The organism is Streptomyces sp. NPDC055099 (assembly GCF_053607685.1).
In genome coordinates, this window is record NZ_JBSGUA010000011.1 from 60,150 (window position 1) to 79,645 (window position 19,496).

The following is a 19,496-nucleotide window of genomic DNA, read 5'->3' on the forward strand; positions in this document are numbered from 1 at the left end:
TGTCACGCCATGGTCAGGAACCGCTGGACCAGCGAGGCGAGCAGCACCGCGAGCAGTGGCAGCGAGAACCAGAAGCTGCTCTGCAGCCAGCGCAGTTGCCGCACACTCGGCTCCACCGCCACCCGTACGACCTCCCGTGTGACGAGCAGCAGGATCACGGCGATCGCCGCGAGGGCCCCGACCACCGACCACGGCGTCCAGGTCACCTGGGGGCCGATCGGGCCCGGTTCGGCCTTCTCGGCCTTGCCGTCCGGCTGCTTGCGCAGCGTGTAGAGGGTCGCGTCGTCGTTCGTGAAGACCTTCTTCAGCTCCTGGCGGTTGTCGAGGTTCGTGAGCAGCCGGGTGTCCCAGGTGGCGGAGTAGCCCACGTCCATCTGGAGATAGACCGTCTGGCTCTTGTTGATCATCAGATACGAGTGGGGGCCCGCGTCCTTGAGGGCCTTGACCAGGCCGGACACCAGGACCGGGTCGGCCGGGGCGAGGGTCGGGACGTACTGGACCTTCTCCATGTCCCGTGCGCCCCACGGCATCGCGGGCGTCACGTTGTTGAGCGTGTCGTCGCTCATCCACAGCAGCCGGACGGTGGGGTCGTCGTGCTCGTACACGTACTCCATCGCGGCGACCTCGCCGGCCCGGGTGCGCTCGAAGGGTTCGTTGCCCCAGCGCGCCACCAGGAAGCCGCCCATCAGGACGAGGCCCGCAAGCAGCGCGGCCAGGGGCGCGAGGCTCACCCGGTCGCGGTCCCGCTCCTTCGCGGTGATGCCCGCGCGCGGGAAGAACGCGAGTCCGGTCAGGAGCGCGGCGCCGGGCAGCGCGAACATGAAGACGCGCAGGGCCATCTCGCCGCCGTACGACTGCATGCCGAAGCCCAGGAACGGGACGAAGGTCAGGACGAGCAGCGAGCGTTCGGTGTACTTGTGGTCGCGCCGCCGCCACCAGCCCCAGCAGGCGAACGCCATGACACCGCCGGCCAGCGCCACGCGGGCGTACAGCACGAGCTGGTGGGTCGAGCTGCCGCCCTCGATCCGGCCGGACACCGACGACGACACATTGCCGCCGACGCCGCCGATCCCGCCGAACAGCTCGTCGAAGTGCCCCGACCAGTACGGCTCCGCGAGGAAGCCCACCCAGACGGCGACGAGGACCGCGAAGAGGATCGGCAGGCCGCGCAGCTCCGAGCGGCCCACCAGGACGAGCGCGGCAAGGACGCCGAGCATCACGAACGGCGTGAGCTGGTGTGCCGGGACCGTCGCCGCGAACAGGGCGATCAGGACCACCAGAAGCACCGCGCGCTGGCGCCGGTCTGCGGGTTCGACCTCCAGCTCGCCCGGGCGCCGCTTGGCCCACAGCACGTGCGGCGCGCGGAACCACACGAGGAGCACCGCGACGAACACCAGATAGAGCAGATACGTGAAGCCCTGCGGGGAGAAGTAGTCCTGGCCGACCCAGCCGCTCAGCGCGAAGATCCACAGGCCGGCCCACTTGGCGCGCCAGGACGCCCGCATGGAGCGCACGAGCAGGAGCATCGGCGCCAGGTAGAGCAGTTGCATGGCCAGCGGCCACCAGCGGATCACCTCGGTCATGTCCGAGACGCCGCACGCCTTCGCCACGAACGTGGCCGCGGCGAAGAACCCGGGCCAGCTCCAGCGCGCGTCCAGGTCCGGCACCGCGGAACCGGTCCTGTCGATGTACTCCATGAAGCCCAGGTGCTGCCAGGCCGTCGCGAACCGGGGCTCGTCCTCCAGGACGGCGGGCAGCGCGTGCAGGCACACCACCGTGGCGAGCAGGGTCACCAGGAGCAGGGCCTGGTGCGGCCGTTCCGCCCAGAGCAGCGAGGCGAAGGCGACGACGAGCAGCGCGGCCCCGAGCAGGGTCGCCGTGGGCAGCACCGAGATGAGCCCGAGCCCGCCCATCGTGTCCAGGTCGGCCTCGGTGATGTCCAGGGCGGGCAGCCAGTAGAGGGCGAGCGCGAGGGCGAGGAACAGCGCCATGAAGACGGTGCGGCGGCGGGGGAGCGGTTCGTCGGGCGCGTCGGCGGGCTCGGGCGGCGCCTCGCTCGTGCGCACGGCCGTGGCCGGCTCCTCGGCGGGCGGGGTGACGGCGGAGGACACCGAGGAGGACAGCGGCGAGGGCCGCGCCACCGAGGCATCGGCACCGGGCTTTACCTCGACCTCGGCCTTGACCTCGGCCTCGGGTCCCGGTGACTTCAGCGGTGATCTCAGTGCCCAGGTCGGCCGGTGCTCCATGTCGTCCACCTCGTCCCCCTCGTCCCCCGTGCCCGCGGGCTTCCCGCCCCCGGGCCTTCCCGCGGCGGCCCGTGTGACAGCGGGCGTCCCGGCTGCGGGGGTCCCCGGCCCCGGCCGCATGTCTGGCCTGCGCTCCGGATGCTCGAAGTCGGGCTGCACGGCCAGTTGCAGCGTGTCCGAGTCGAGCGACTCGCGCAGCGCCCAGGCCGGCCCGCGCCGCTCCTTCTTGCGGTCCGCCTCGGCCGCGGCGGGTACCGGCGCGTCCTCGGGCGTGCCCAGGTCCGCGAGATCCCCGTCCGGCGCTCCTCCGTCGTCCGGCGAGGACGGCCCGGCCCCCCGCGCCACCCGGTACAGCTTCGGCGCGGCGATCGCCACGATCACCGCGAGGCTGCAGATCTCCGCGACGCCCGCCCCCGTCAGGCCCATCCGAGGCAGCAGAAGCAGCGTCAGGCCGAGCACCAGGAAGCACAACAGGCCCTGCATCCAGGCGATCCCCGACGTACGGCTCTGCGCGCGCTGCACCGCGAAGTACGTCTCCATGACGACCCGCAGCGCCGCGCCCACCGCGAACCAGCGCAGCAGCGGGGTCGCCGCGTCCGCGTACTCCTGGCCGAAGACCCGCAGGACGTAGGGCGCGCCGATGAAGAGCAGACCGCAGACCGGCAGCATGATGCGGGCCATGCGGCGCAGCGCGGCCCGGGTGTTCGCGGCGAGCCGCGCCGGGTCGTGCGCGCCCTCGACGGTCAGCGAGGCACCCATGTTGATGGCGAGCAGATTGATTGTGCCGCCGATCGTGGTGGTGATGTAGAAGTACGCGTTGTCGACCGAGCTGACCTGCGAGGCGACGATCACCGGCACGAGATAGACCACGGCGAGCGAGAAGAGCGAGCCGGTGTAGTCGCCGGCCAGGAAGCGGCCCATCTCGCGCAGCGTGGGCGGCTTGGTCTTGTCCTGCGTCGCCTTCACGTGCCGCGGCACGAGCCGGCGGAACACCAGCCAGCCGAGCGGGACGACCGACATGGCGATCGCGGCGACCCACGACACGAAGACACCGGCCGTCGGGATCGCCGCGGCCACCGCGATGAGCAGCCCCAGCTTGACGACCGAGAAGATGGTGTTGCCGACCGGCACCCACAGCGCGCTGCGCAGCCCCGTGAGCACGCCGTCCTGGAGGGTGAGCAGCGACCAGGCGATGACCGCGGCGATGAAGCCGAGGCCGTTCAGCGGGCCGTGCAGGAACTTGTACGAGGGTCCCCACAGGTCGAGCGTGAACAGGAAGATCAGCGCGGCGAACGCGACGACCACCGAACTGCCCGCGTACGTACGGAAGATCAGCCTGCCGGTGGCGCGCCCCGCGATGGGGATGAAGCGGGCGAGGGCACCCGTCAGGGTGAGGGCGGTGAGCCCCGCGAGGAGTTTCATGGCGGCGATCGCCGCCGAGCCCTGGCCGACCGCCGACTCGGAGTAGTACCGGGCGGCGGCCAGCCAGAAGCCGACGCCGAGCACGCCGGAGATGCCGGTGTTCAGCATCAGCGCGTAGGCGTTGCGGAACAGCGGACTTCCGCCGCCGGAGCCCCCCGAGCTGCCGAAACCGCCGAAACCGCCCGAGCCGCCGAGCAGGCGCGGTCTGCGCGGCCTGCCCGGCTTGCCGGACGTCGGCTGCTGTTCGGTGCCGGGACTCCCAGAGACGTGTGCCTGGGCGGTCGACGTGTCAGACACGGGTACGAGTTGCCTTCCGGCGGGCCTGTCGTGCTCTGCGGACCACGGCGTACCCCTTGGTGTGGGCACGGTCCCTTGCGAAGTTGAGGGCGATCGAGCGGCCCTCGACGAGCCGCGCGAACTCCTCGATGCCGGTGGAGCGGCGCACGGTCACCCGCTGCAGGGCGTACGGCCCCTGGGTGCGCCGCGCGAGGCCGTTGCCGACCGCGAGCGACTGGGAGAATCCGGCACCGCGCACCGTGTTGCGCACCCGGCGGCTCGAATAGCCGTACGGGTAGGCGAAGGAGGCGGGCCGGGTGCCGAGTTCATCGGTGACGATCTCCCTGCAGCGCAGCAGCTCGGACCAGAGGTCGTCGTCGGCCAGCTGGTCGAGCTGCGGGTGCGTGTGACTGTGCCCGCCGATCTCCGTGCCCGCGGCGGCCAGTTCGCGCACCTGGTCCCAGTCGAGCATCACGTCGAGCCCGCCCCCGGTGTCGTGCGCCCCGCGCAGCCAGCCCGTGGAGACGAAGAGCGTGGAGGCGAAGCCGTGCTTGGCGAGCACGGGCAGGGCGTGCCGGTGCACGCCCTCGTAGCCGTCGTCGAAGGTGATCAGGACGGGGCGTGCGGGCAGCGCGCGGCCGGGAGTACGCCAGATCGCGGCGAGCCCGGCCGTGGTCAGCGGCGTGAATCCCCGCTCGCCGAGCAGTTCGAGCTGCTCGGCGAACGCGCCAGGGGAGACCGACAACTCCCGTGTCTCCAGGGTCGGTTCGTGCGCGACCGAGTGATACATGAGTATCGGCACCGGAGTGTTCATGGCTGCCCCCCTTCACCGTCCGCGTCCGTCCCGGTCCCGATCTCCGCGACCGAGAAGGAGGCGCCCGCCCTGCGCGCGCGGACACTCCCGAGGACGTACCCCCCGGCCGCCGTGACCACGCCCGCCACGATGGCCCCCGCGCGGCCCGCGCCGCCGGGGCGGGCGAGCAGCGCGTCCCGCAGCCCGCGCCCGACCCCGGCAGGCAGGACGCGCGTGGCATACCGCCGCTCGGACTCAAGGCCCTTCTCCGCACCGACACTACGGGCCACGAGCGCCTTGGAAAGGCCCTCCGCGTACGTCCGGGTGCGGAAGTACGCGAAGCGCTCCCGCGCCGCGGGCACGCGGTGGTGGATGACCGCGCGGTCGTCGATGAGCAGGATCGCGTCCGGCCGCGCGCGGGTGAGCCGGATGCACAGCTCCGTCTCCTCGCAGCCGAGGGGGCGCTTGTCGCCGTCACGCCCGATGCCGGTGGCGAAGCCGCCCGCCGCCTCGAAGGCGCTGCGGCGGAAGGAGGCGTTGCCGCCCAGAACGTTGCGCACCCGCACGCGCCCCTCGGGCAGCCCCTTGTACGTACAGCCGACGACCCAGTCGAACTCCTCGGGGAACCAGGCGGGCCTGCGCCGGGACTCCCAGATGGGCAGGGTGCGTCCGCCCACCGCGAAGACCTTCGGATCGGCGTACCCCTCGGCGAAGTGGCGCAGCCAGTCCCGCTCCGCGACGGCGTCGTCGTCGAGGAACGCGATGATCTCGCCGCGGGATGCGGCGATGCCGGTGTTGCGCCCCGCGGAGAGGCCGCGGGGGCCCGCGTTCGCGAGTACCCGCACCCCTTCGGTCTCCTTGTACTCCTTGCCGAGGCGCTCCAGGAGCGAGGCGTTGTGATCCACCACGAGCAGCGTCTCCAGGGCCGCCAGGGACTGCGCGCGCACCGAGGCGACCGCCGCGAGGATGTCCTCCCAGCGGTCCTCGGTGTAGACGCAGATGACGACGGAGATACCCGCGACCGTGCCTCCCCCGTGGTGGTGGGGACCGCTCAAGACACCTCTCCCTGACGCGTGCGGAAGGGCACACCACGGCTGCCGCGCCGCTGCCCGCGGCGGTTGGAGCGCTCCGTGAGGATCACCTTCAGGACGCGCAGACCGTCGCGCACGGCGCTGAGGTTGCTGGCGCCGTGGATGCGCAGATACTCGTGGCTGGGGATCTCCTGCACCTTGAGCCCGGCCTTGACCACCCGGATGTTCATCAGGGTCTCCACCTCGAACCCCGTGCAGTCGAGGTCTATCTTGTCGAGGCAGTGCCGCCAGAAGGCGTTGTAGCCGTAGCACAGGTCGGTGTAGCGGGCGCCGAACTTGGCGTTCACGACGGAGCACAGGACGTGGTTGCCGAGCTTGCGGATCGGCGTCATGTCGTCCGTGGCGCCGCCGTTGGCGAAGCGTGAGCCCTTGGCGAAGTCGGCGCCCGAGACGAGGGCGGAGACGTAACTGACGATCTCGTGCCCGTCGGCCGAGCCGTCCGCGTCGACCATCACGATGATGTCGCCGGTGCACGCCTCGAATCCGGTGATCAGGGCGTCGCCCTTGCCCTTGCCGAGCTGTCTCACGACCTTGACGTCCGGCCACAGTTCGCGTGCGACCGCCACGGTGTCATCGGTGGAATTCCCGTCCACGAGAACGACCTCGTGGACCCAGTCGGGGAGTGTCTTGAAAACATAGGGAAGATTCTCCGCCTCATTCATGGCGGGAATCACGACGCTCACCGGCGGAGTGATCGCCAGGTGTGAGGAAATCGGCCGGTAGTCGGCGGACAGTGCCGGCTTGTCCAACGGGTCCGGCTCGGTGGCCGGGCGCACAACGGAACTCATGAGTCTGATCCCTCTCGTCCGGTGGACCGCCCACCCCCGGGCGGTCCGGCTTGGTATCCGGTTCGAAAGGGGGGTTGTCACTTGCGCATGACGAAATGGATCTCCGTGCATGCCGAGTGAGCTGGCATCGCGCGGGACGTGACCCGGCAAGAATTCAGTCGCCGGGCACGGCACCCCCCTACCGCGCCCCGCGCCGGAACCACCGCGATCTTGAGCCCTCCCCTAGATCGCATTGCGTGATGGACCGATGCGGGTGGATGTAAGACGGTATTGATGGTTGAGACCGTATGGCAAGGCCTGGAACATGGCCTCACGTTTTCGATGATTTGGCCGGTCTTGGCGGGCACAAATGGAGCGCCCTGTTCCTGTCTCCGGCCTTTATTCCTTCTTTCTTGATCGTATTTTTCCCACCTGTTTCAGCAGCTTGTCGGCCGGTTCAAAGAATTCCGGCCTGGACAAGACGGTGTTGCGCAGCGCCCTGACCGGAGCGCGCCGCGCCCGGTGGCCGATCGCTGCCGGATGGCGCAGAGCCACCCACCCCTCGTACACGGTGAGTTCGCGTGTCTTCAGGGAGTCCTTGTACTGCTTCTGACCCCGGCCGAGGTCGAGATACGCGATGCCGTCGGCGGCGGCCGCCTCCGCCATGTGCAGATGCATGATCAGACCGGGGGAGTACTTGGCGAACGCCGGGTCGTAGGCCGGGAACCACTGCGCGATGATCCGCTCGGAGCGCAGTCCGAAGTGCGCGGCGACCGGCACCTCGTCCACGTACAGCACGGAGAGCAGGCCGGCGAACTGGTCGGACCTGGTGTGGAACAGCTGGTGCACGAGCTGGGTGATCCAGGCCTGCGCGAAGCGGTTGCTGCGGCCGGTCCTGCGGTACTGGGCGGCCTTCCACTCCATCAGGGTGCGCAGGACCGTGGGGTCGCGTTCGTCGTGCACGTAGCGCACGGTGCCGTGGTCGCGCCCGAGCCTGCGCTCCTTGGCGCGGGTCGTGCGGGTGAACTTCGGCGACTTCTCCTTGAGCTGGGCGAGATAGGCCTCGTACCCCTGGTCGATGTCCATGACGGGGGAGGCGAAGGAGCCGGAGGCGCCCGCCTCGAACGGCTCCTGCCCGTTGGTCAGATGGTCGAACTCGTACAGCGCGAGCCCGCAGGCCCGCAGCAGCTCCCGCGCGTCCCAGGTGAAGCCGGGCCGGTGCACCAGGCCCTGGCAGTCCGAGACGCCGAGGCCGATGGCCCGGCCGACGCCGGTGATGGATCTCTGGAACGGGAAGAACGCCGCGGGCTCACCGTCCTCGCGTACGACCGCGATCCGCACCCCGCGCCGCCAGTGGCCCACCGCGAGGGTGAACTCGGGGGAGAGGAAAGGATTGGCCAGCTCCGGAGCGCCGTGGAGGTGGGCCTTGGACTGCAGTGCCGTCCAGGCCATTCGGTCCGCGGCGGTGAGCTCTCCGGGGCGGTGCACGGTGATGTCCACGTCAGGAGGTCCGCCTCGTCGGGGTACGGCGTCGCAGGTGCCGTACCAGTACCAGCAGATAGATGAGCGACCCGATCACGGTGATGGCGACCACTCCGCCGCGCACCGACCACATGTGGAGGGCCAGCATCGCCTGGGCCACCAACAGATTGACCGCGACGGCCCCGGAAACGGAAGTAATGATCCGGCCCCATGGATCAAGTCCCCTGAGCGCGGCGCCGATTGCGGCCGCGGGGGCGGCCAGCAGGAAGAACAGGGTGAAGGGGGCGCGCAGCGGCGATTCGATGTCCGTGAGCGCCAGCATCGCGCCGACCGCGCCCACCGCCACCGCCGTGCCCGCGAGCAGCGCGGGCGCGTCCTCGTGACGTCTCGGCCGCTCCCCGGGCTCGGGCCCGGTGTCTGATGAAGGTGCCTTGATCCTGATCGTCTGCATTGGCGACTTTGCCCCCCGACGCGCCGGATGCCGGGCTTCAATGTCGCGCAGTCTGCGGCGGCGCGTCAAGATGCGGAGGGAGTGTGCAGATGTTCGCCGATACACCCCTGAACCTGAGCGGAACTCCCGGCGTGGGCAAGGGAATTGCCGGGGAACTTATTGACATGAACACTATCGACGCCCTGAGGGGAGTGGTACCACAGTCGAGGCAGAAATCCTGCTAAGGGAGGTTCCATGAGATTGTCCCGAATCACGGCATACGCTTCCTCACTCCTCCTCGCCACCGCCTTCGCCCTCACCGGGGCCACCGCGGCTCAAGCGGACCAACGATCGGACCAGCAGGCCGCGGCCACCGGCTATGTGGCACTCGGCGACTCCTACTCGTCCGGAGTCGGAGCCGGCGCCTACGACAGCACGAGCGGCAACTGCAAGCGCACCCCACGCGCGTACCCCGCACTGTGGGCGGCCGCCAACTCACCCTCCAGCTTCGACTTCACGGCTTGCTCGGGCGCTCGTACGGGTGATGTCGTGTCCGGTCAACTCGGCCCGCTCAACTCCGGAACAGGCCTTGTCAGCCTCTCCGTGGGCGGCAACGACGCCGGCTTCGCCGACGTCATGACGACCTGCGTGCTCCAGTCCGAGAGCAAGTGCCTCGCACGCATCGAGCAGGCCCGCAGCTACGTCGAGACGACGCTGCCCGGCAACCTCGACCGGGTCTACTCGGCGATCAGCGCCAAGGCACCGGCCGCCCAGGTCGTCGTGCTCGGATACCCCCGCTTCTACAAGCTCGGCGGCGGCTGCCTCGCCGGGCTCTCCGAGAAGGAACGCGGCGCCATCAACAGTGCCGCCGACTTCCTCAACTCCACGACGGCCAAGCGCGCCGCCGACCACGGCTTCACCTTCGGCGATGTGACCTCCACCTTCACCGGCCACGAGATCTGCTCCGGCGACGCGTGGCTGCACAGCGTGAACTGGACCAACATCGGCGAGTCCTACCACCCCAAGGCCGCGGGCCAGTCCGGCGGCTACCTCCCCGTGTTCAGTGCCGCGGCGTCCTGACCCCCGCCGTCCCTGATCCGCTCCGCCGGGCGATGTCCGTCCGGCCGGCCCTACTCGTCCGGCGCATAGGAGGAGGCCCCGCCCGTCGGGGTCTCCTTTTCGCATGTCACGGAGTACGCGACCGAGTTCGAACCGGCCTTCACCGGACTGCGCACCTCCACGCTGATCTCGTTCTGATGGGTCGAGCCCGGTTCCCCGGTGACCGTCTCCGTGTGATGCGCCTGCTTGGTCTTTCCCCCGCCAGAGGCGAAGCTGAGCGTCTTCCAGCCGGGATCGCTCGGCTCACCGGACTTGGTCACCCAGCGGTAGTCGACGGTGGCCGGAACCCGTCCCACGGTGAAGCTCGCCGTGAACGACGGCGCCTGCCCGGCGGCCGGCGGACAGGCGCCGCTGTACTGCGTGTTCGCGCCGGTGACCGTGACCTTGACGGACTGCGCCGGGTGCGTGGTCGAACCGCCGTTGCCGCCACCCCCGTCGGTGCCGCTTCCGCCTCCGCCGCCGTCCGTGGAGCCGCCGCCGGTGGAGCCCCCGTCGCTGCCGCCGCCGTCGGAGCCGCCGCTGCCGTTGCCCCCGCCGTCGCTTCCGCTCCCCTCGGACGCCCCGCTGGTGTTGCCGCCCCCGCCGTCACCGTCGCGGTTGACCAGGGCGTACAGAAGTCCGCCCAGCGCGAGCGCGAGAGCGACCAGGCCCGCGGTGAGGACAAGGACCGTGCGGCGTGAGCGGGGCGGGGGAGCGGTGGTGGTCGTGGTGACGAGGGGGTCCTGCCCGTCCGGAGTCGGCGGATACGGCGTGGGCGCCTGCTGTTGCTGCTGCGACGTGACCGTCGGCATGTACGGCAGCGGCGTCGCCGCCTGCGGGGTGCCGCCCGCCGCGACGAGCCGCAACTGGTCCTCGGCCTCGGCGGCGGAGATCCGGGCGGCGGGGTCCTTGCGCAGCAGCCCCTCGATGACCGGGACCAGCGGACCCGCGTACCGGGGCGGCGGCAACTGCTCGTCGACGACCGCGCGCAACGTGCTCAGCGGGGTGTCCTGCCGGAAGGGAGAACTGCCCTCGACGGCCGCGTAGAGCAGCACGCCCAGCGACCACAGATCGGACTCCGGACCAGGACGCTGCCCCAACGCCCGCTCCGGGGCCAGGAATTCGGGCGAGCCGACCACCTCACCCGTCATGGTGAGGGCCGAACTCCCCTCCACCATGGCGATCCCGAAGTCGGTGAGCACGACCCGGCCGTCGTTCGCGATCAGTACGTTGCCGGGCTTCACGTCGCGGTGCAGCACCCCGGCGTCGTGGGCGGCGCGCAGGGCGGCGAGCACCTCGGCGCCGATGCGGGCGACCCGCTGCGGCGCCATCGGCCCCTCCGCGTCCAGGACGTCGGACAGCGAGAGCCCCCGCACGATCTCCATGACGATCCACGGGCGCCCGTCCTCGCTCGCCACGTCATAGACCGTCACCACATTGCGGTGCGGGATACGGGCGGCGGCCCACGCCTCGCGCTCCAGGCGGGCGTACAGCCGGTCGACGTCAGGGGCCGGGAGTCCGGCGGGCGCGCGCACCTCCTTGACCGCGACCTCACGGCCGAGGACCTCGTCGCGGGCCCGCCATACCGTGCCCATGCCGCCCTCGCCCAGAGGGGCGAGCAGGCGGTAGCGCCCCGCGATCACACGCTCGTTCGCGCTCACGGGCGTCCCCCATCCGCAGCAGTGCGATTCTCCACAAAACTACCTCAACCGAGCGCGGTTGCCGCCCCCTTGAACACCAATCCACACCCAAGGGCCACCACGACAAAGGCGGATCCCAGCGGAAGGAATCGATGCGTGGCCCGGTGCAGCCACCGCGGCCCGCGCACCCGCCGCCCGGCCAGGGACCCGACCCGCACCAACAGGAACCCCGCGGCCGTCAGCGTGACGGCGAGCCCCACCCCGTACGCCAGGACGAGCAGCAGCCCGAACCAGGCCTCGCCGAGCGCCGCGGCCCCGACGAGCACGACCACGGCGGAGGGGCTGGGCACCAGGCCGCCCGCGAAGCCGAGGAAGAGGGCGCCCCGCACCGTGGGCGGCGCCTCGTGCGTGTGGTGGTGATGATGGTGGTGAGCGTGGTGTTTGCGCCGCCGCCAGGCCCTTCTCAGCAGCAGCGCCCCCGCCCCGGTGACGAGCACGCCGCTGACCACGCCCAGCCAGGCGATGACGGAGGGAGCGGCGGCCGAGCCCCCGGCCACCAGCAGCCCGAGCGCGGTCACGCCCAGGGTGTGCGTGACGGTCACCGACGCGGCGAGGGGAAGGACGTCCCGCAGGGAGGCGCGCCCCCGGGCGGCGGCGCTCGCGGCCATCAGCGTCTTGCCGTGCCCCGGCGCGACCGCGTGCAGCGCGCCCAGCAACAGGGCGATGGCCAGAGCGAGTCCGGCGAAGCCGGGGGTGAGGTCATGGCGCGCCACGAGCCCCGTCAGGGCCTGCGTCCACCGGTCAGCGCCGCGCGGCAGCACGGAGGCCGGCGCTTCCGGCTCCTCCTCGCTCAGCGCCGGGCCGCCGGGAGTGATCCGCAGCGTGGCGGAGTCCTCGCCGGGCGGCGAGTCGAGCAGCCGCTCCGGGTAACGGGTGAGGCTCCTCGACACGGACGCCTCCGGCACGTCGGACGCGCGCAAGGTCATCCGGTCCCCCCGCGCGGTGACCTCCCGCCACCCCGGCCCCGCGTCCCCCGCGGCCTCGAACCGCGCCGCGAGCTCGGCGCCCCGGGGGAGCGGGGCACCGAGCTCGCACTCCACGCGCAGGGTCGCCAGGCCCGCCTGCCCGTCCCGGGTGACCGCCCTGGCCTCCCGCACGCGGAGTTCCGTCGCCCGCCCGTCCACCTGCAGCCGACTGTCACGGGCGGCGTCCGCACACCGCTCGTCGGCCCAACTCGCCATGCCCACACGCTTGATGCGGGACATGGCCTGGGTGGCCGGGATCTCGGCGAGATCCTCGACGTGGTCGACCCGCAACTGCCCGGGGCCCACCACGAGTCCGTCGTACCGATTGACCGTGAAGTTCCCCAGCGGGTGGGCGTGCGCCTCGGCGGCGGGCAGCAGCAGGAGAGCGAGGCCCGCGAGCAGGACACCCCCGTGGGCGAGGGCGCGCCGCCTCACCGCTCCTCCACCGGAGGAACGAACCCGGGGTTCAGGTCCCGCGCCGCCGACAGCCAGCGCCGGGCGGCGGCCGCGTTGCCCGCCGCCCCCTCGATCACGCCCCGGTGGTACAGGAACGACGCCTCGCGAAAGCCGGTTGCCGTGGCCTCGCGGGCGTACGGGAGCGCCTCCTCGGAGCGGCCGTCGACGTGCAGGGCCCAGGCCAGCGCGTCCGCCGTGTGGACCGTGTGGCGCCGCCCCCACTCCGCCTTCGCCGCCCGCAGCGCCGCCTTGCGTTCGGCACGGTCCCCGTGGTCCGTCAGCGCGAGGGCCGCGTCCAGGTCCGCGTTCACCCCGTTCGCCCGGGCCAGCGACACCCAGGCGGACACCAGCGCGTACTGCTCCCGGGCCTTCGCCTTGTCACCCGGCCCGCCCCGCGCCTCGTACAACTCGCCGAGCGCGACCAGCGGCCCGGGCAGCGGCGCCCGCGCCACCACGTCCCGCAGCGCCCGTATCGCCCGCTCCGTCTCGCCCTGCCCGGCCCAGGCCCGAGCCCGGCACTCCAGCGCCGGAAGATACGTGGCGTCGGCCTGCAGCGCCTTGCCGCACTGCTTCAACGCCTCCCCGTACTCGCCCTGCCGCCAGGCGAGCTGCCCGAGCGCGGTGGTGACGTAGGCGAGGTCCCCGCCGGCCCCCGAGCCGGTGCCGACCGCCCGCGTCAGCGCCCGCCGGGCCCCCGCCACATCGCCCCGCAGCTCCCGCACATACGCGTACCGCGTGAACACCGGCACCCCGGGCCGCCGGGCATCGGCCTCGTCGGCGGCCCGCGCGGCGGCCTTGTACCGCCCCAGCTCGACCAGCGCGTCGATCCGCGAGGCCAGCGCGCCCTCGCTGTAGGGGTTCACCTCAAGGGCGGCCTCCGCATGACGCAGCGCCCCGGTGAAGTCATGGCGGGCGGCGGCCAGCGCCGCCCGCCCCGCGAGCCCCGCGTCATTGCGAGGCCGCAGTTCCAGGGAGCGGTCCAGGGCGCGCTCCGCCTCGCGGTAGCGCGACGGGTCACCCCGGGTACGGGCCTGCTCGACGTAGGCGGTGCCCAGCGTCGCCCACCCTCCGAAGTCCTCAGGCTGGTCCCGCAGATGGGCCTGCAGCGCCTCGACGCCACGATCTAGACCGGCACCCCGCAGCGCACCCGGCGCCACGGCGGCGGACGACGACGGCGACCGGCCGGGACCGTCCTCGCCGCCGGCCACGACGGCGCCCCCGGTGATCGCGAGCGCAAGGGCGACGGCCGCCACGACGGACCGTCCACCAGGACGAGGCAGTGCCATCACGGAACCTTCCGGTAGGAGTTGCCGAGCCAGGAAGAAGAAAGGAAGAAGAGAGAGGGCGCGGCCCGCAGGGGGATGAGTGTGCGGGCCGCGCCGGTCGGGGAACGGGCTCAGCCCGCGATCCCGGAGGTGCCGCGCCTGCGCCACCACGCGAGCCCGAGGCCGACAAGGAGCACCCCTGCCGCCCCCGCGGCCGCCGAGGCGATCAGCACGGCATCGGTGTCATCGCCGCCGGACGCCGGACGGCCGGGCACGGCCCCGCCGTTCAGCGCGTCGCGCGCCGAGGTGCCGCTGCCCCCGCCGCCCTTGGCCAGCGGGCCCCGGGAGCCGGACGTGGGAAGCGCCAGGTACGGGAAGGTGTCGCCGAACTTCTGCTCGTTGGCGTTGACCGCGTCACCCAGGTCGTTCTTGTTCCCGACGAGTTCGCCCGCGACGGCCTGGAGTTCGATGTCGATCACGTCATCGGCGAGCCGCCGCCCGTTCGGGAACCCGGCGTTGTCGCCGTCGAGCACCCCGAGCCGCTTGGGCGAGGCCGCGGGCTTGATGGACGTGTTGAGCCGCAGCGCCTCGGCGGGCCTGACGCCCGGCGGCTGGTTGAGGTCCTTCACGCCCGTCAGGAACACCGACACGAGATCGTTGCGCGGCTCGGCCGGGGCCTTCAGCTTGTAGATCTTCTCCAGGAGCTTCGGCAGCTCGGGCTTGGTCACGTACTTCAGGAAGTCCGCGTCGTTCCAGGGCGAGGACGCGTTGAACTTGTCCTTGTCCTTCCGCGGCACGACGACCTCGTTGACCAGCGGGTTGCCGAGCCGTGAGACCTGGGTCCACTTGCCGTTGGCGTTCTTGCGCTGGGTCGTCGACCAGATCCCGACGGTCGGCTGCTTCGCCGACTGCCGTATCTCGGAGGTCGGAACCTGAAGGGCGACGGAGTTCACGTTGTAGCCCTTGAGGGTGTCGTTCCCGACCTCCGACAGGTCACCGCCGTACAGCAGGTCGAACACCCGCAGGTCGGCGAAGAACGGGTCGTCGGCCTGTCCGGCGAACGTCGAGCCGCCGCCCTTGACCTGCTTGACGGCCTGGTCACGCAGCTTCTTGTAGTTCGGCATGGACGCCTTGCCGACGTGCGACGGCGCGGCGGGCGCGTCGTCGGCGAGCTTCGTCGTCGAGGTGACCTTCTGGTCCTTGAGCTTCAGCAGCTCCAGGTCGTACGTCTGCGTCACGTTCAGGTCGGGATCGTCAAGGCTCGTCACGGGCCCGGTGTTGTAGAGGAACGTGTCGCCGTTCTTGGTCTGGGTGTCGAACGTCCACCGGTAGAGGAGATCGCCCTGCGCGTCACCGTCGCTGTCGATGTGGACGTCGTACTGCGCGTCATCGGCGAACGGATAGAAGGTCGGCCCGCCCGTGGGCTCCTCGAAGGGCAGCCAGTTCGCCACGATCGTCGTGGAGTCGGGCTTGTCCGGGCTCACGAACGCGTACACGTCCGTGGTGTCGTACTGGGGCTGCCCCGAGATCAGCGGGGCCTCCCGGTGGCTGGAGGCGTCGGCCGCCTCCGGTGCCAGTGCCGTCACGCCGGCGGCTGCGAGCCCCCCGGCGGCCAGCGCGCCACACACGAGCGCGGCGAGGCCGCGCGTGCCGCGGCGCCTCGACCCGCTCCTGGCGATAGCTGTCATCGCGTCCGTCCTTACTGTCCTTCGCGCGACCCCGCGCGGTGCGCGCAAGCCGCCTGACGCACGCCATTCGGGGCTAAGGGCCCGGCGGATTGGCCTCGTTCCCAATCCGGTGCCTTCTTCCGCCCCGAATCCCGGTGCGACCGCACGGCGCGGCACCCGGCGGGAACGGCATGAGCCGCCCGGACGGAACGAGGGGGAGGGGACGCGCATGGAGTCCGACGAGTTGCTGCCACTGATCGCCCGGGGCGACCAGCAGGCGTTCGAGAAGCTGTACGACCAGGTGTCCGGGCCGGTCTACGGCATGGTCCGCCGCGTGCTTCGCGACCCCGCCCAGTCCGAGGAAGTGGTCCAGGAGGTACTGCTCGAACTCTGGCGTACGGCGGCCCGCTTCGACCCGGCGCGCGGCAGTGCCCTCTCCTGGATTCTCACGCTCGCCCACCGCAGGGCGGTGGACCGGGTCCGCAGCGTCCGCGCGGCGAGCGACCGCGAACAGCGCGTGGCCGAGCGCGGCGAGGGGCCCGCCTACGACCAGGTCGCCGAGGCGGTCGAGGGCAACCTGGAGCGCGAATGGGTGCGCCGCTGCCTGCGGCGCCTCACCGACCTCCAGCGCCAGGCCGTGACCCTCGCCTATTACGACGGCTACACGTACCGCGAGGTCTCCCGGCGCCTTTCCGTGCCCCTCGGCACCGTCAAGACGCGGATGCGGGACGGACTGCTGCGGCTGCGCGACTGCCTGGGCGCCGCCGCGTGAGGCGCGTCCACTCCCTGGCCGTCCCCTACGCCCTGGACGCCCTCGACCCCCGTGAACTGCGCGGCTTCGAACGGCACCTGGCCCGCTGCGCACCCTGCCGGGCGGAGACCAGGGAGCTGGGCGAGGGCGCCGTACGCCTCGCGGGCGCGGCGGCGGCCGTTCCGCCGCCCGCCCTGCGCGAGCGGGTGCTGACCGCCGTACGCGCGACGGAGCAGGAGCCGCCCCCGCGGGCGCCCGTCACCGAGAGCGCGCCCCTTCGCACTCGGAGGCTTCAAGTCGCCGTCGGAGCCTTCGCGGCCCTCACCGCTCTCGCGCTCGCCGCGTCCGCGGTCTTCGCCCTCCAACTGGTCCGAAGCGACCGCCGGCTCGACGAGGAGCGCGCCGAGGCACGTGAGATCGCCCACGTCCTGGCCGCTCCGGACGCCCGCACGGGCGGAAGTCAGGACGCGTGGGGGCGCGGCATCAACGTCGTCACGTCGGAGTCCAGGCGGCGCGCCGTGGTGACCGTCACAGGGCTTGGAGCGCCGCCCCGGGGCCGCACGCACCAACTGTGGCTGCTGCGGCCCGCCTCCCGGCCCCGTTCCCTGGGCCTGCTGGACGGCGAAACGCCCGTGATCGCCGCGGGCTTGCGCGGATCCACCGCGTCACTGGCCGTGACGACCGAACCCGACGGTGGCTCAGAGGGGCCCACTTCCGCCCCTCTTGTCCAACTCGCCCTGGAATCAGTTGGATTCGGAGAGTAATCGTCAACCTCCTTACGGGGTAGGTGAATCCTGTGACCGGGATACACGAGTGTCGGGACGGGGCGATAGGGTTAACCTGCCCTGGGCCGGGTGCCCTCGTACGGGTGGGGAGTGACATGGAACAGATAACGGTGCGCAGCAGGGCGCGTGTCCCTGCGATCACCTGCGGGAGCAGCGCGACCAGCTCGCGTCTCGACCGCCATCTCTCAGTGCTGGGCGGCCCCGCCGTCCCGCAGCGGGAGACGGCGGAGGCGACGCTGCTGATGCGTGAGCTCACCTCACGGGGCGCGCATGACCGCAGCGGCCACGGTGCACGTGTGCGGAGGGTCTCCCTCTTCGCCCCCTTGCGCAGGCTGCGTCGGTCTCTCTTTGGGGGTCGCTGACCACGGGTGGTCGGGGGTTCGGCCGCCGCTCAGCGGCGGATTGCCTCCACCCACCCGCCCCTTCCCTCCGGATACGTCACCCCTCACGCACCCCGAGTAACACCCTTGTCATGCGCACCTGTTGACGCCGCAACTTCCCGGCCCCAGTGTGGCTGGTCGATTGGCTGATACACCCAACCTCACCCCCGGAGGTGCGCGTGTGTGACCTGCACGACCAGCATGAGCATGAGGCACTCCCCGCGAGCGGCCCGTCCCTGAGCCGCCGCCACATCATGCAGCTCCTCGGCGCGGCCGGTGTCACCGCCGGCGTCATGACCGCCGACGCGGACCCGGCGATGGCCGCCGGAGCCGACGACAGCCCCGCGGCCTACACGGCGCCCGAGGGCCTCGCCGCCGACACCCCCGCCAAGCGCGCGGCGCTCGACTGGATCACCTCCCACGACGACCGGATCACCGGCCTGAACGCCGAGATCTGGGACAACGCCGAGCTGTCCCTGCGCGAGTGGAAGTCCTCCATCGCCGAGGCCGACTTCCTCGAACAGGCCGGATTCGACGTGCGGTTCGGCACCGCGGGCTTCCCGACGGCCTTCACCGCGACGTACACGCACGGCAAGGGCGGCCCGGTCCTCGGCTTCAGCGGCGAGTACGACGCGCTGCCCGGCCTCTCGCAGCACAAGGGCGTCGGCCACCACGACCCGCGCGAGTACATCCACGACCCCTTCGCCCCCGGCTACGGCCCCGGCCACGGCTGCGGCCACAGCGCGCTCGGCACGGCGGCGGCAGCCGCCGCGGCGGCCGTCGCACACGCCGCGAAGAAGCACCGCGTCCCCGTCACCGTGAAGTTCTTCGGCTCCACGGCCGAGGAGGCGCTGATCGGCAAGACGTACGCCGTCAGCAAGGGGGTGTACGACGGGCTCGACGCGTTCCTGGACTGGCACCCTTCGACGGCCAACGCGACCGGCTGGGGCACCACCACCGCGATGACCGCCGTCACCTTCACCTTCCTCGGCGTGGCCGGACACGGCGGCACTCCGCTAGGCAACAAGTCCGCCTTGGACGCCGCGGTGATGATGGCGACGATGTCGGAGTTCCTGCGCGAGGAGAACCTCGCGCCGAGCGGCCGCCTGCACTGGGTGATCAACAACGGCGGCGACATCCCGAACGTCACCCCGGAGATCGCCGAGATCTCGTACTACGTGCGCGAAGGGAGCCCCGCCCGCGTCCAGGTCCTCCTGGACAAGGTGATCGCGGTCTCCGAGGCGGCCGCGAAGGCGTCCCAGACGACTGTCCGCCACCGCGTCACCTCCGCCTGCTGGAACCAGCTCCCCGCCAAGGCGTTCGCCGAGCTCCTGCACGCGAACATGCGCGAGATAGGCCCGCCCGACTTCACCTCCGAGGCCCATGAGCTGGCCAAGGAGCTCCAGGAGTCCCTGGGCCTGCCGCAGAAGGGCATGCACGACAAGATCGGTGAACTCACCCCGCCCAACCCGGTGTTCATGGGCGGCGGCTCCACGGACGTCGCCGACATCAGCTGGAACGTCCCCACTGTCTCGATGGGCGCCGCCCTCGCGCCCATCGGCACCAAGATGCACACCTGGTCCACCGCTGCCTGCGCGGCGGCCGCTCCCGGCCAGGCCGCGGTGATCGCCGCCGCGAAGTATCTGGCGGCGACGGCGGTCGACCTGATCACGCAGCCCGAACGCCTGAAGGCGGTCAAGGACGAGTTCAAGGAGCGCACGAAGGACGTCAGGTGGAAGACCGCGCTGCCGGACGGATATGAGCCGCCTATGTACGAACCCCCGGCGTGGTTCCTGAAGAAGACGGGCCAGAAGTGGCCGCCGCCGAACATCACCTGGCCGCCGAAGCGCGTGGTGTCCCGGGAGAAGTTCTCCTCGCTGGGACCGGAGCTCGCGCCGCAGAAGTAGAGCGTCCCGCAGAAG

Annotated in this window: 15 protein-coding genes; 5 read left to right on the forward strand and 10 right to left on the reverse strand. The window is 71.5% G+C overall.

What is annotated here, in order from left to right:
- Nucleotides 1-2: 2 nt before the first annotated feature.
- The 6 genes from ACWFRU_RS25695 to ACWFRU_RS25720 form a co-directional block, all read right to left on the reverse strand.
- A complete protein-coding gene (locus tag ACWFRU_RS25695) occupies nucleotides 3-3,965 on the reverse strand; it encodes a lipopolysaccharide biosynthesis protein (RefSeq protein ID WP_453690531.1) in 3,963 nt (1,320 codons plus the stop codon).
- Nucleotides 3,958-4,758 (reverse strand): polysaccharide deacetylase family protein, encoded by an 801-nt coding sequence (locus tag ACWFRU_RS25700; RefSeq protein WP_453690532.1) that lies wholly within the window; start codon nucleotides 4,756-4,758, stop codon nucleotides 3,958-3,960. Before ACWFRU_RS25700 ends, ACWFRU_RS25695 begins: the two co-directional genes overlap by 8 nt.
- Nucleotides 4,755-5,792: a glycosyltransferase family 2 protein gene (locus tag ACWFRU_RS25705; RefSeq protein ID WP_453690533.1), complete on the reverse strand. Its 1,038-nt coding sequence runs from the start codon at nucleotides 5,790-5,792 to the stop codon at nucleotides 4,755-4,757. Before ACWFRU_RS25705 ends, ACWFRU_RS25700 begins: the two co-directional genes overlap by 4 nt.
- Nucleotides 5,789-6,616, reverse strand: coding sequence for a glycosyltransferase family 2 protein (locus tag ACWFRU_RS25710; RefSeq protein WP_453690534.1), 828 nt, complete (start codon nucleotides 6,614-6,616; stop codon nucleotides 5,789-5,791). Before ACWFRU_RS25710 ends, ACWFRU_RS25705 begins: the two co-directional genes overlap by 4 nt.
- A gap of 378 nt (nucleotides 6,617-6,994) precedes the next feature.
- Nucleotides 6,995-8,095, reverse strand: a complete 1,101-nt coding sequence (locus ACWFRU_RS25715) for a GNAT family N-acetyltransferase (RefSeq protein WP_453690535.1) — start codon at nucleotides 8,093-8,095, stop codon at nucleotides 6,995-6,997.
- Between the two features lies 1 nt (nucleotide 8,096).
- Nucleotides 8,097-8,528: a hypothetical protein gene (locus ACWFRU_RS25720; protein ID WP_453690536.1), complete on the reverse strand. Its 432-nt coding sequence runs from the start codon at nucleotides 8,526-8,528 to the stop codon at nucleotides 8,097-8,099.
- 234 nt (nucleotides 8,529-8,762) lie between these two features.
- Between ACWFRU_RS25720 and ACWFRU_RS25725 the strand changes: the two genes are divergently transcribed.
- Entirely contained in the window at nucleotides 8,763-9,587 is an 825-nt protein-coding gene (locus ACWFRU_RS25725) for an SGNH/GDSL hydrolase family protein (protein WP_453690537.1), read from the forward strand.
- Nucleotides 9,588-9,637: 50 nt separating this feature from the next.
- Here the strand turns inward: ACWFRU_RS25725 and ACWFRU_RS25730 are convergent, their stop codons facing one another.
- The 4 genes from ACWFRU_RS25730 to ACWFRU_RS25745 form a co-directional block, all read right to left on the reverse strand.
- Nucleotides 9,638-11,200 carry a serine/threonine-protein kinase gene (locus tag ACWFRU_RS25730; RefSeq protein WP_453690728.1) on the reverse strand — a complete coding sequence of 521 codons (1,563 nt, stop codon included), beginning with the start codon at nucleotides 11,198-11,200 and terminating at the stop codon, nucleotides 9,638-9,640.
- Between the two features lie 110 nt (nucleotides 11,201-11,310).
- Nucleotides 11,311-12,705: an urease accessory protein UreH domain-containing protein gene (locus ACWFRU_RS25735; RefSeq protein ID WP_453690538.1), complete on the reverse strand. Its 1,395-nt coding sequence runs from the start codon at nucleotides 12,703-12,705 to the stop codon at nucleotides 11,311-11,313.
- On the reverse strand, nucleotides 12,702-14,012 hold the full coding sequence (locus ACWFRU_RS25740) for a tetratricopeptide repeat protein (protein WP_453690539.1): 1,311 nt from the start codon (nucleotides 14,010-14,012) through the stop codon (nucleotides 12,702-12,704). The genes ACWFRU_RS25735 and ACWFRU_RS25740 overlap by 4 nt, the downstream gene beginning before the upstream one ends.
- A gap of 110 nt (nucleotides 14,013-14,122) precedes the next feature.
- Nucleotides 14,123-15,679 carry a DUF4331 domain-containing protein gene (locus ACWFRU_RS25745; protein ID WP_453690540.1) on the reverse strand — a complete coding sequence of 519 codons (1,557 nt, stop codon included), beginning with the start codon at nucleotides 15,677-15,679 and terminating at the stop codon, nucleotides 14,123-14,125.
- 208 nt (nucleotides 15,680-15,887) lie between these two features.
- Between ACWFRU_RS25745 and ACWFRU_RS25750 the strand changes: the two genes are divergently transcribed.
- The 4 genes from ACWFRU_RS25750 to ACWFRU_RS25765 all read left to right on the forward strand — a co-directional run bounded on the left by ACWFRU_RS25750 (nucleotide 15,888) and on the right by ACWFRU_RS25765 (nucleotide 19,481).
- A complete protein-coding gene (locus ACWFRU_RS25750) occupies nucleotides 15,888-16,430 on the forward strand; it encodes a sigma-70 family RNA polymerase sigma factor (RefSeq protein WP_453690541.1) in 543 nt (180 codons plus the stop codon).
- Nucleotides 16,427-17,173, forward strand: coding sequence for an anti-sigma factor (locus tag ACWFRU_RS25755; RefSeq protein ID WP_453690542.1), 747 nt, complete (start codon nucleotides 16,427-16,429; stop codon nucleotides 17,171-17,173). Before ACWFRU_RS25750 ends, ACWFRU_RS25755 begins: the two co-directional genes overlap by 4 nt.
- Before the next feature lie 116 nt (nucleotides 17,174-17,289).
- On the forward strand, nucleotides 17,290-17,556 hold the full coding sequence (locus tag ACWFRU_RS25760) for a hypothetical protein (RefSeq protein WP_363210773.1): 267 nt from the start codon (nucleotides 17,290-17,292) through the stop codon (nucleotides 17,554-17,556).
- A gap of 197 nt (nucleotides 17,557-17,753) precedes the next feature.
- Nucleotides 17,754-19,481, forward strand: coding sequence for an amidohydrolase (locus ACWFRU_RS25765; RefSeq protein WP_453690543.1), 1,728 nt, complete (start codon nucleotides 17,754-17,756; stop codon nucleotides 19,479-19,481).
- Nucleotides 19,482-19,496 lie beyond the last annotated feature (15 nt).

What these genes read in the sequence shown, in the direction of transcription:
- ACWFRU_RS25700 (WP_453690532.1), bottom strand. Translation starts at nt 4,758, where the DNA reads ATGAACACTCCGGTGCCGATACTCATGTATCACTCGGTCGCGCACGAA.
- ACWFRU_RS25710 (WP_453690534.1), bottom strand. Translation starts at nt 6,616, where the DNA reads ATGAGTTCCGTTGTGCGCCCGGCCACCGAGCCGGACCCGTTGGACAAG.
- ACWFRU_RS25720 (WP_453690536.1), bottom strand. Translation starts at nt 8,528, where the DNA reads ATGCAGACGATCAGGATCAAGGCACCTTCATCAGACACCGGGCCCGAG.
- ACWFRU_RS25725 (WP_453690537.1), top strand. Translation starts at nt 8,763, where the DNA reads ATGAGATTGTCCCGAATCACGGCATACGCTTCCTCACTCCTCCTCGCC.
- ACWFRU_RS25730 (WP_453690728.1), bottom strand. Translation starts at nt 11,200, where the DNA reads ATGGGCACGGTATGGCGGGCCCGCGACGAGGTCCTCGGCCGTGAGGTC.
- ACWFRU_RS25740 (WP_453690539.1), bottom strand. Translation starts at nt 14,012, where the DNA reads ATGGCACTGCCTCGTCCTGGTGGACGGTCCGTCGTGGCGGCCGTCGCC.
- ACWFRU_RS25745 (WP_453690540.1), bottom strand. Translation starts at nt 15,679, where the DNA reads ATGACAGCTATCGCCAGGAGCGGGTCGAGGCGCCGCGGCACGCGCGGC.
- ACWFRU_RS25750 (WP_453690541.1), top strand. Translation starts at nt 15,888, where the DNA reads ATGGAGTCCGACGAGTTGCTGCCACTGATCGCCCGGGGCGACCAGCAG.
- ACWFRU_RS25760 (WP_363210773.1), top strand. Translation starts at nt 17,290, where the DNA reads ATGGAACAGATAACGGTGCGCAGCAGGGCGCGTGTCCCTGCGATCACC.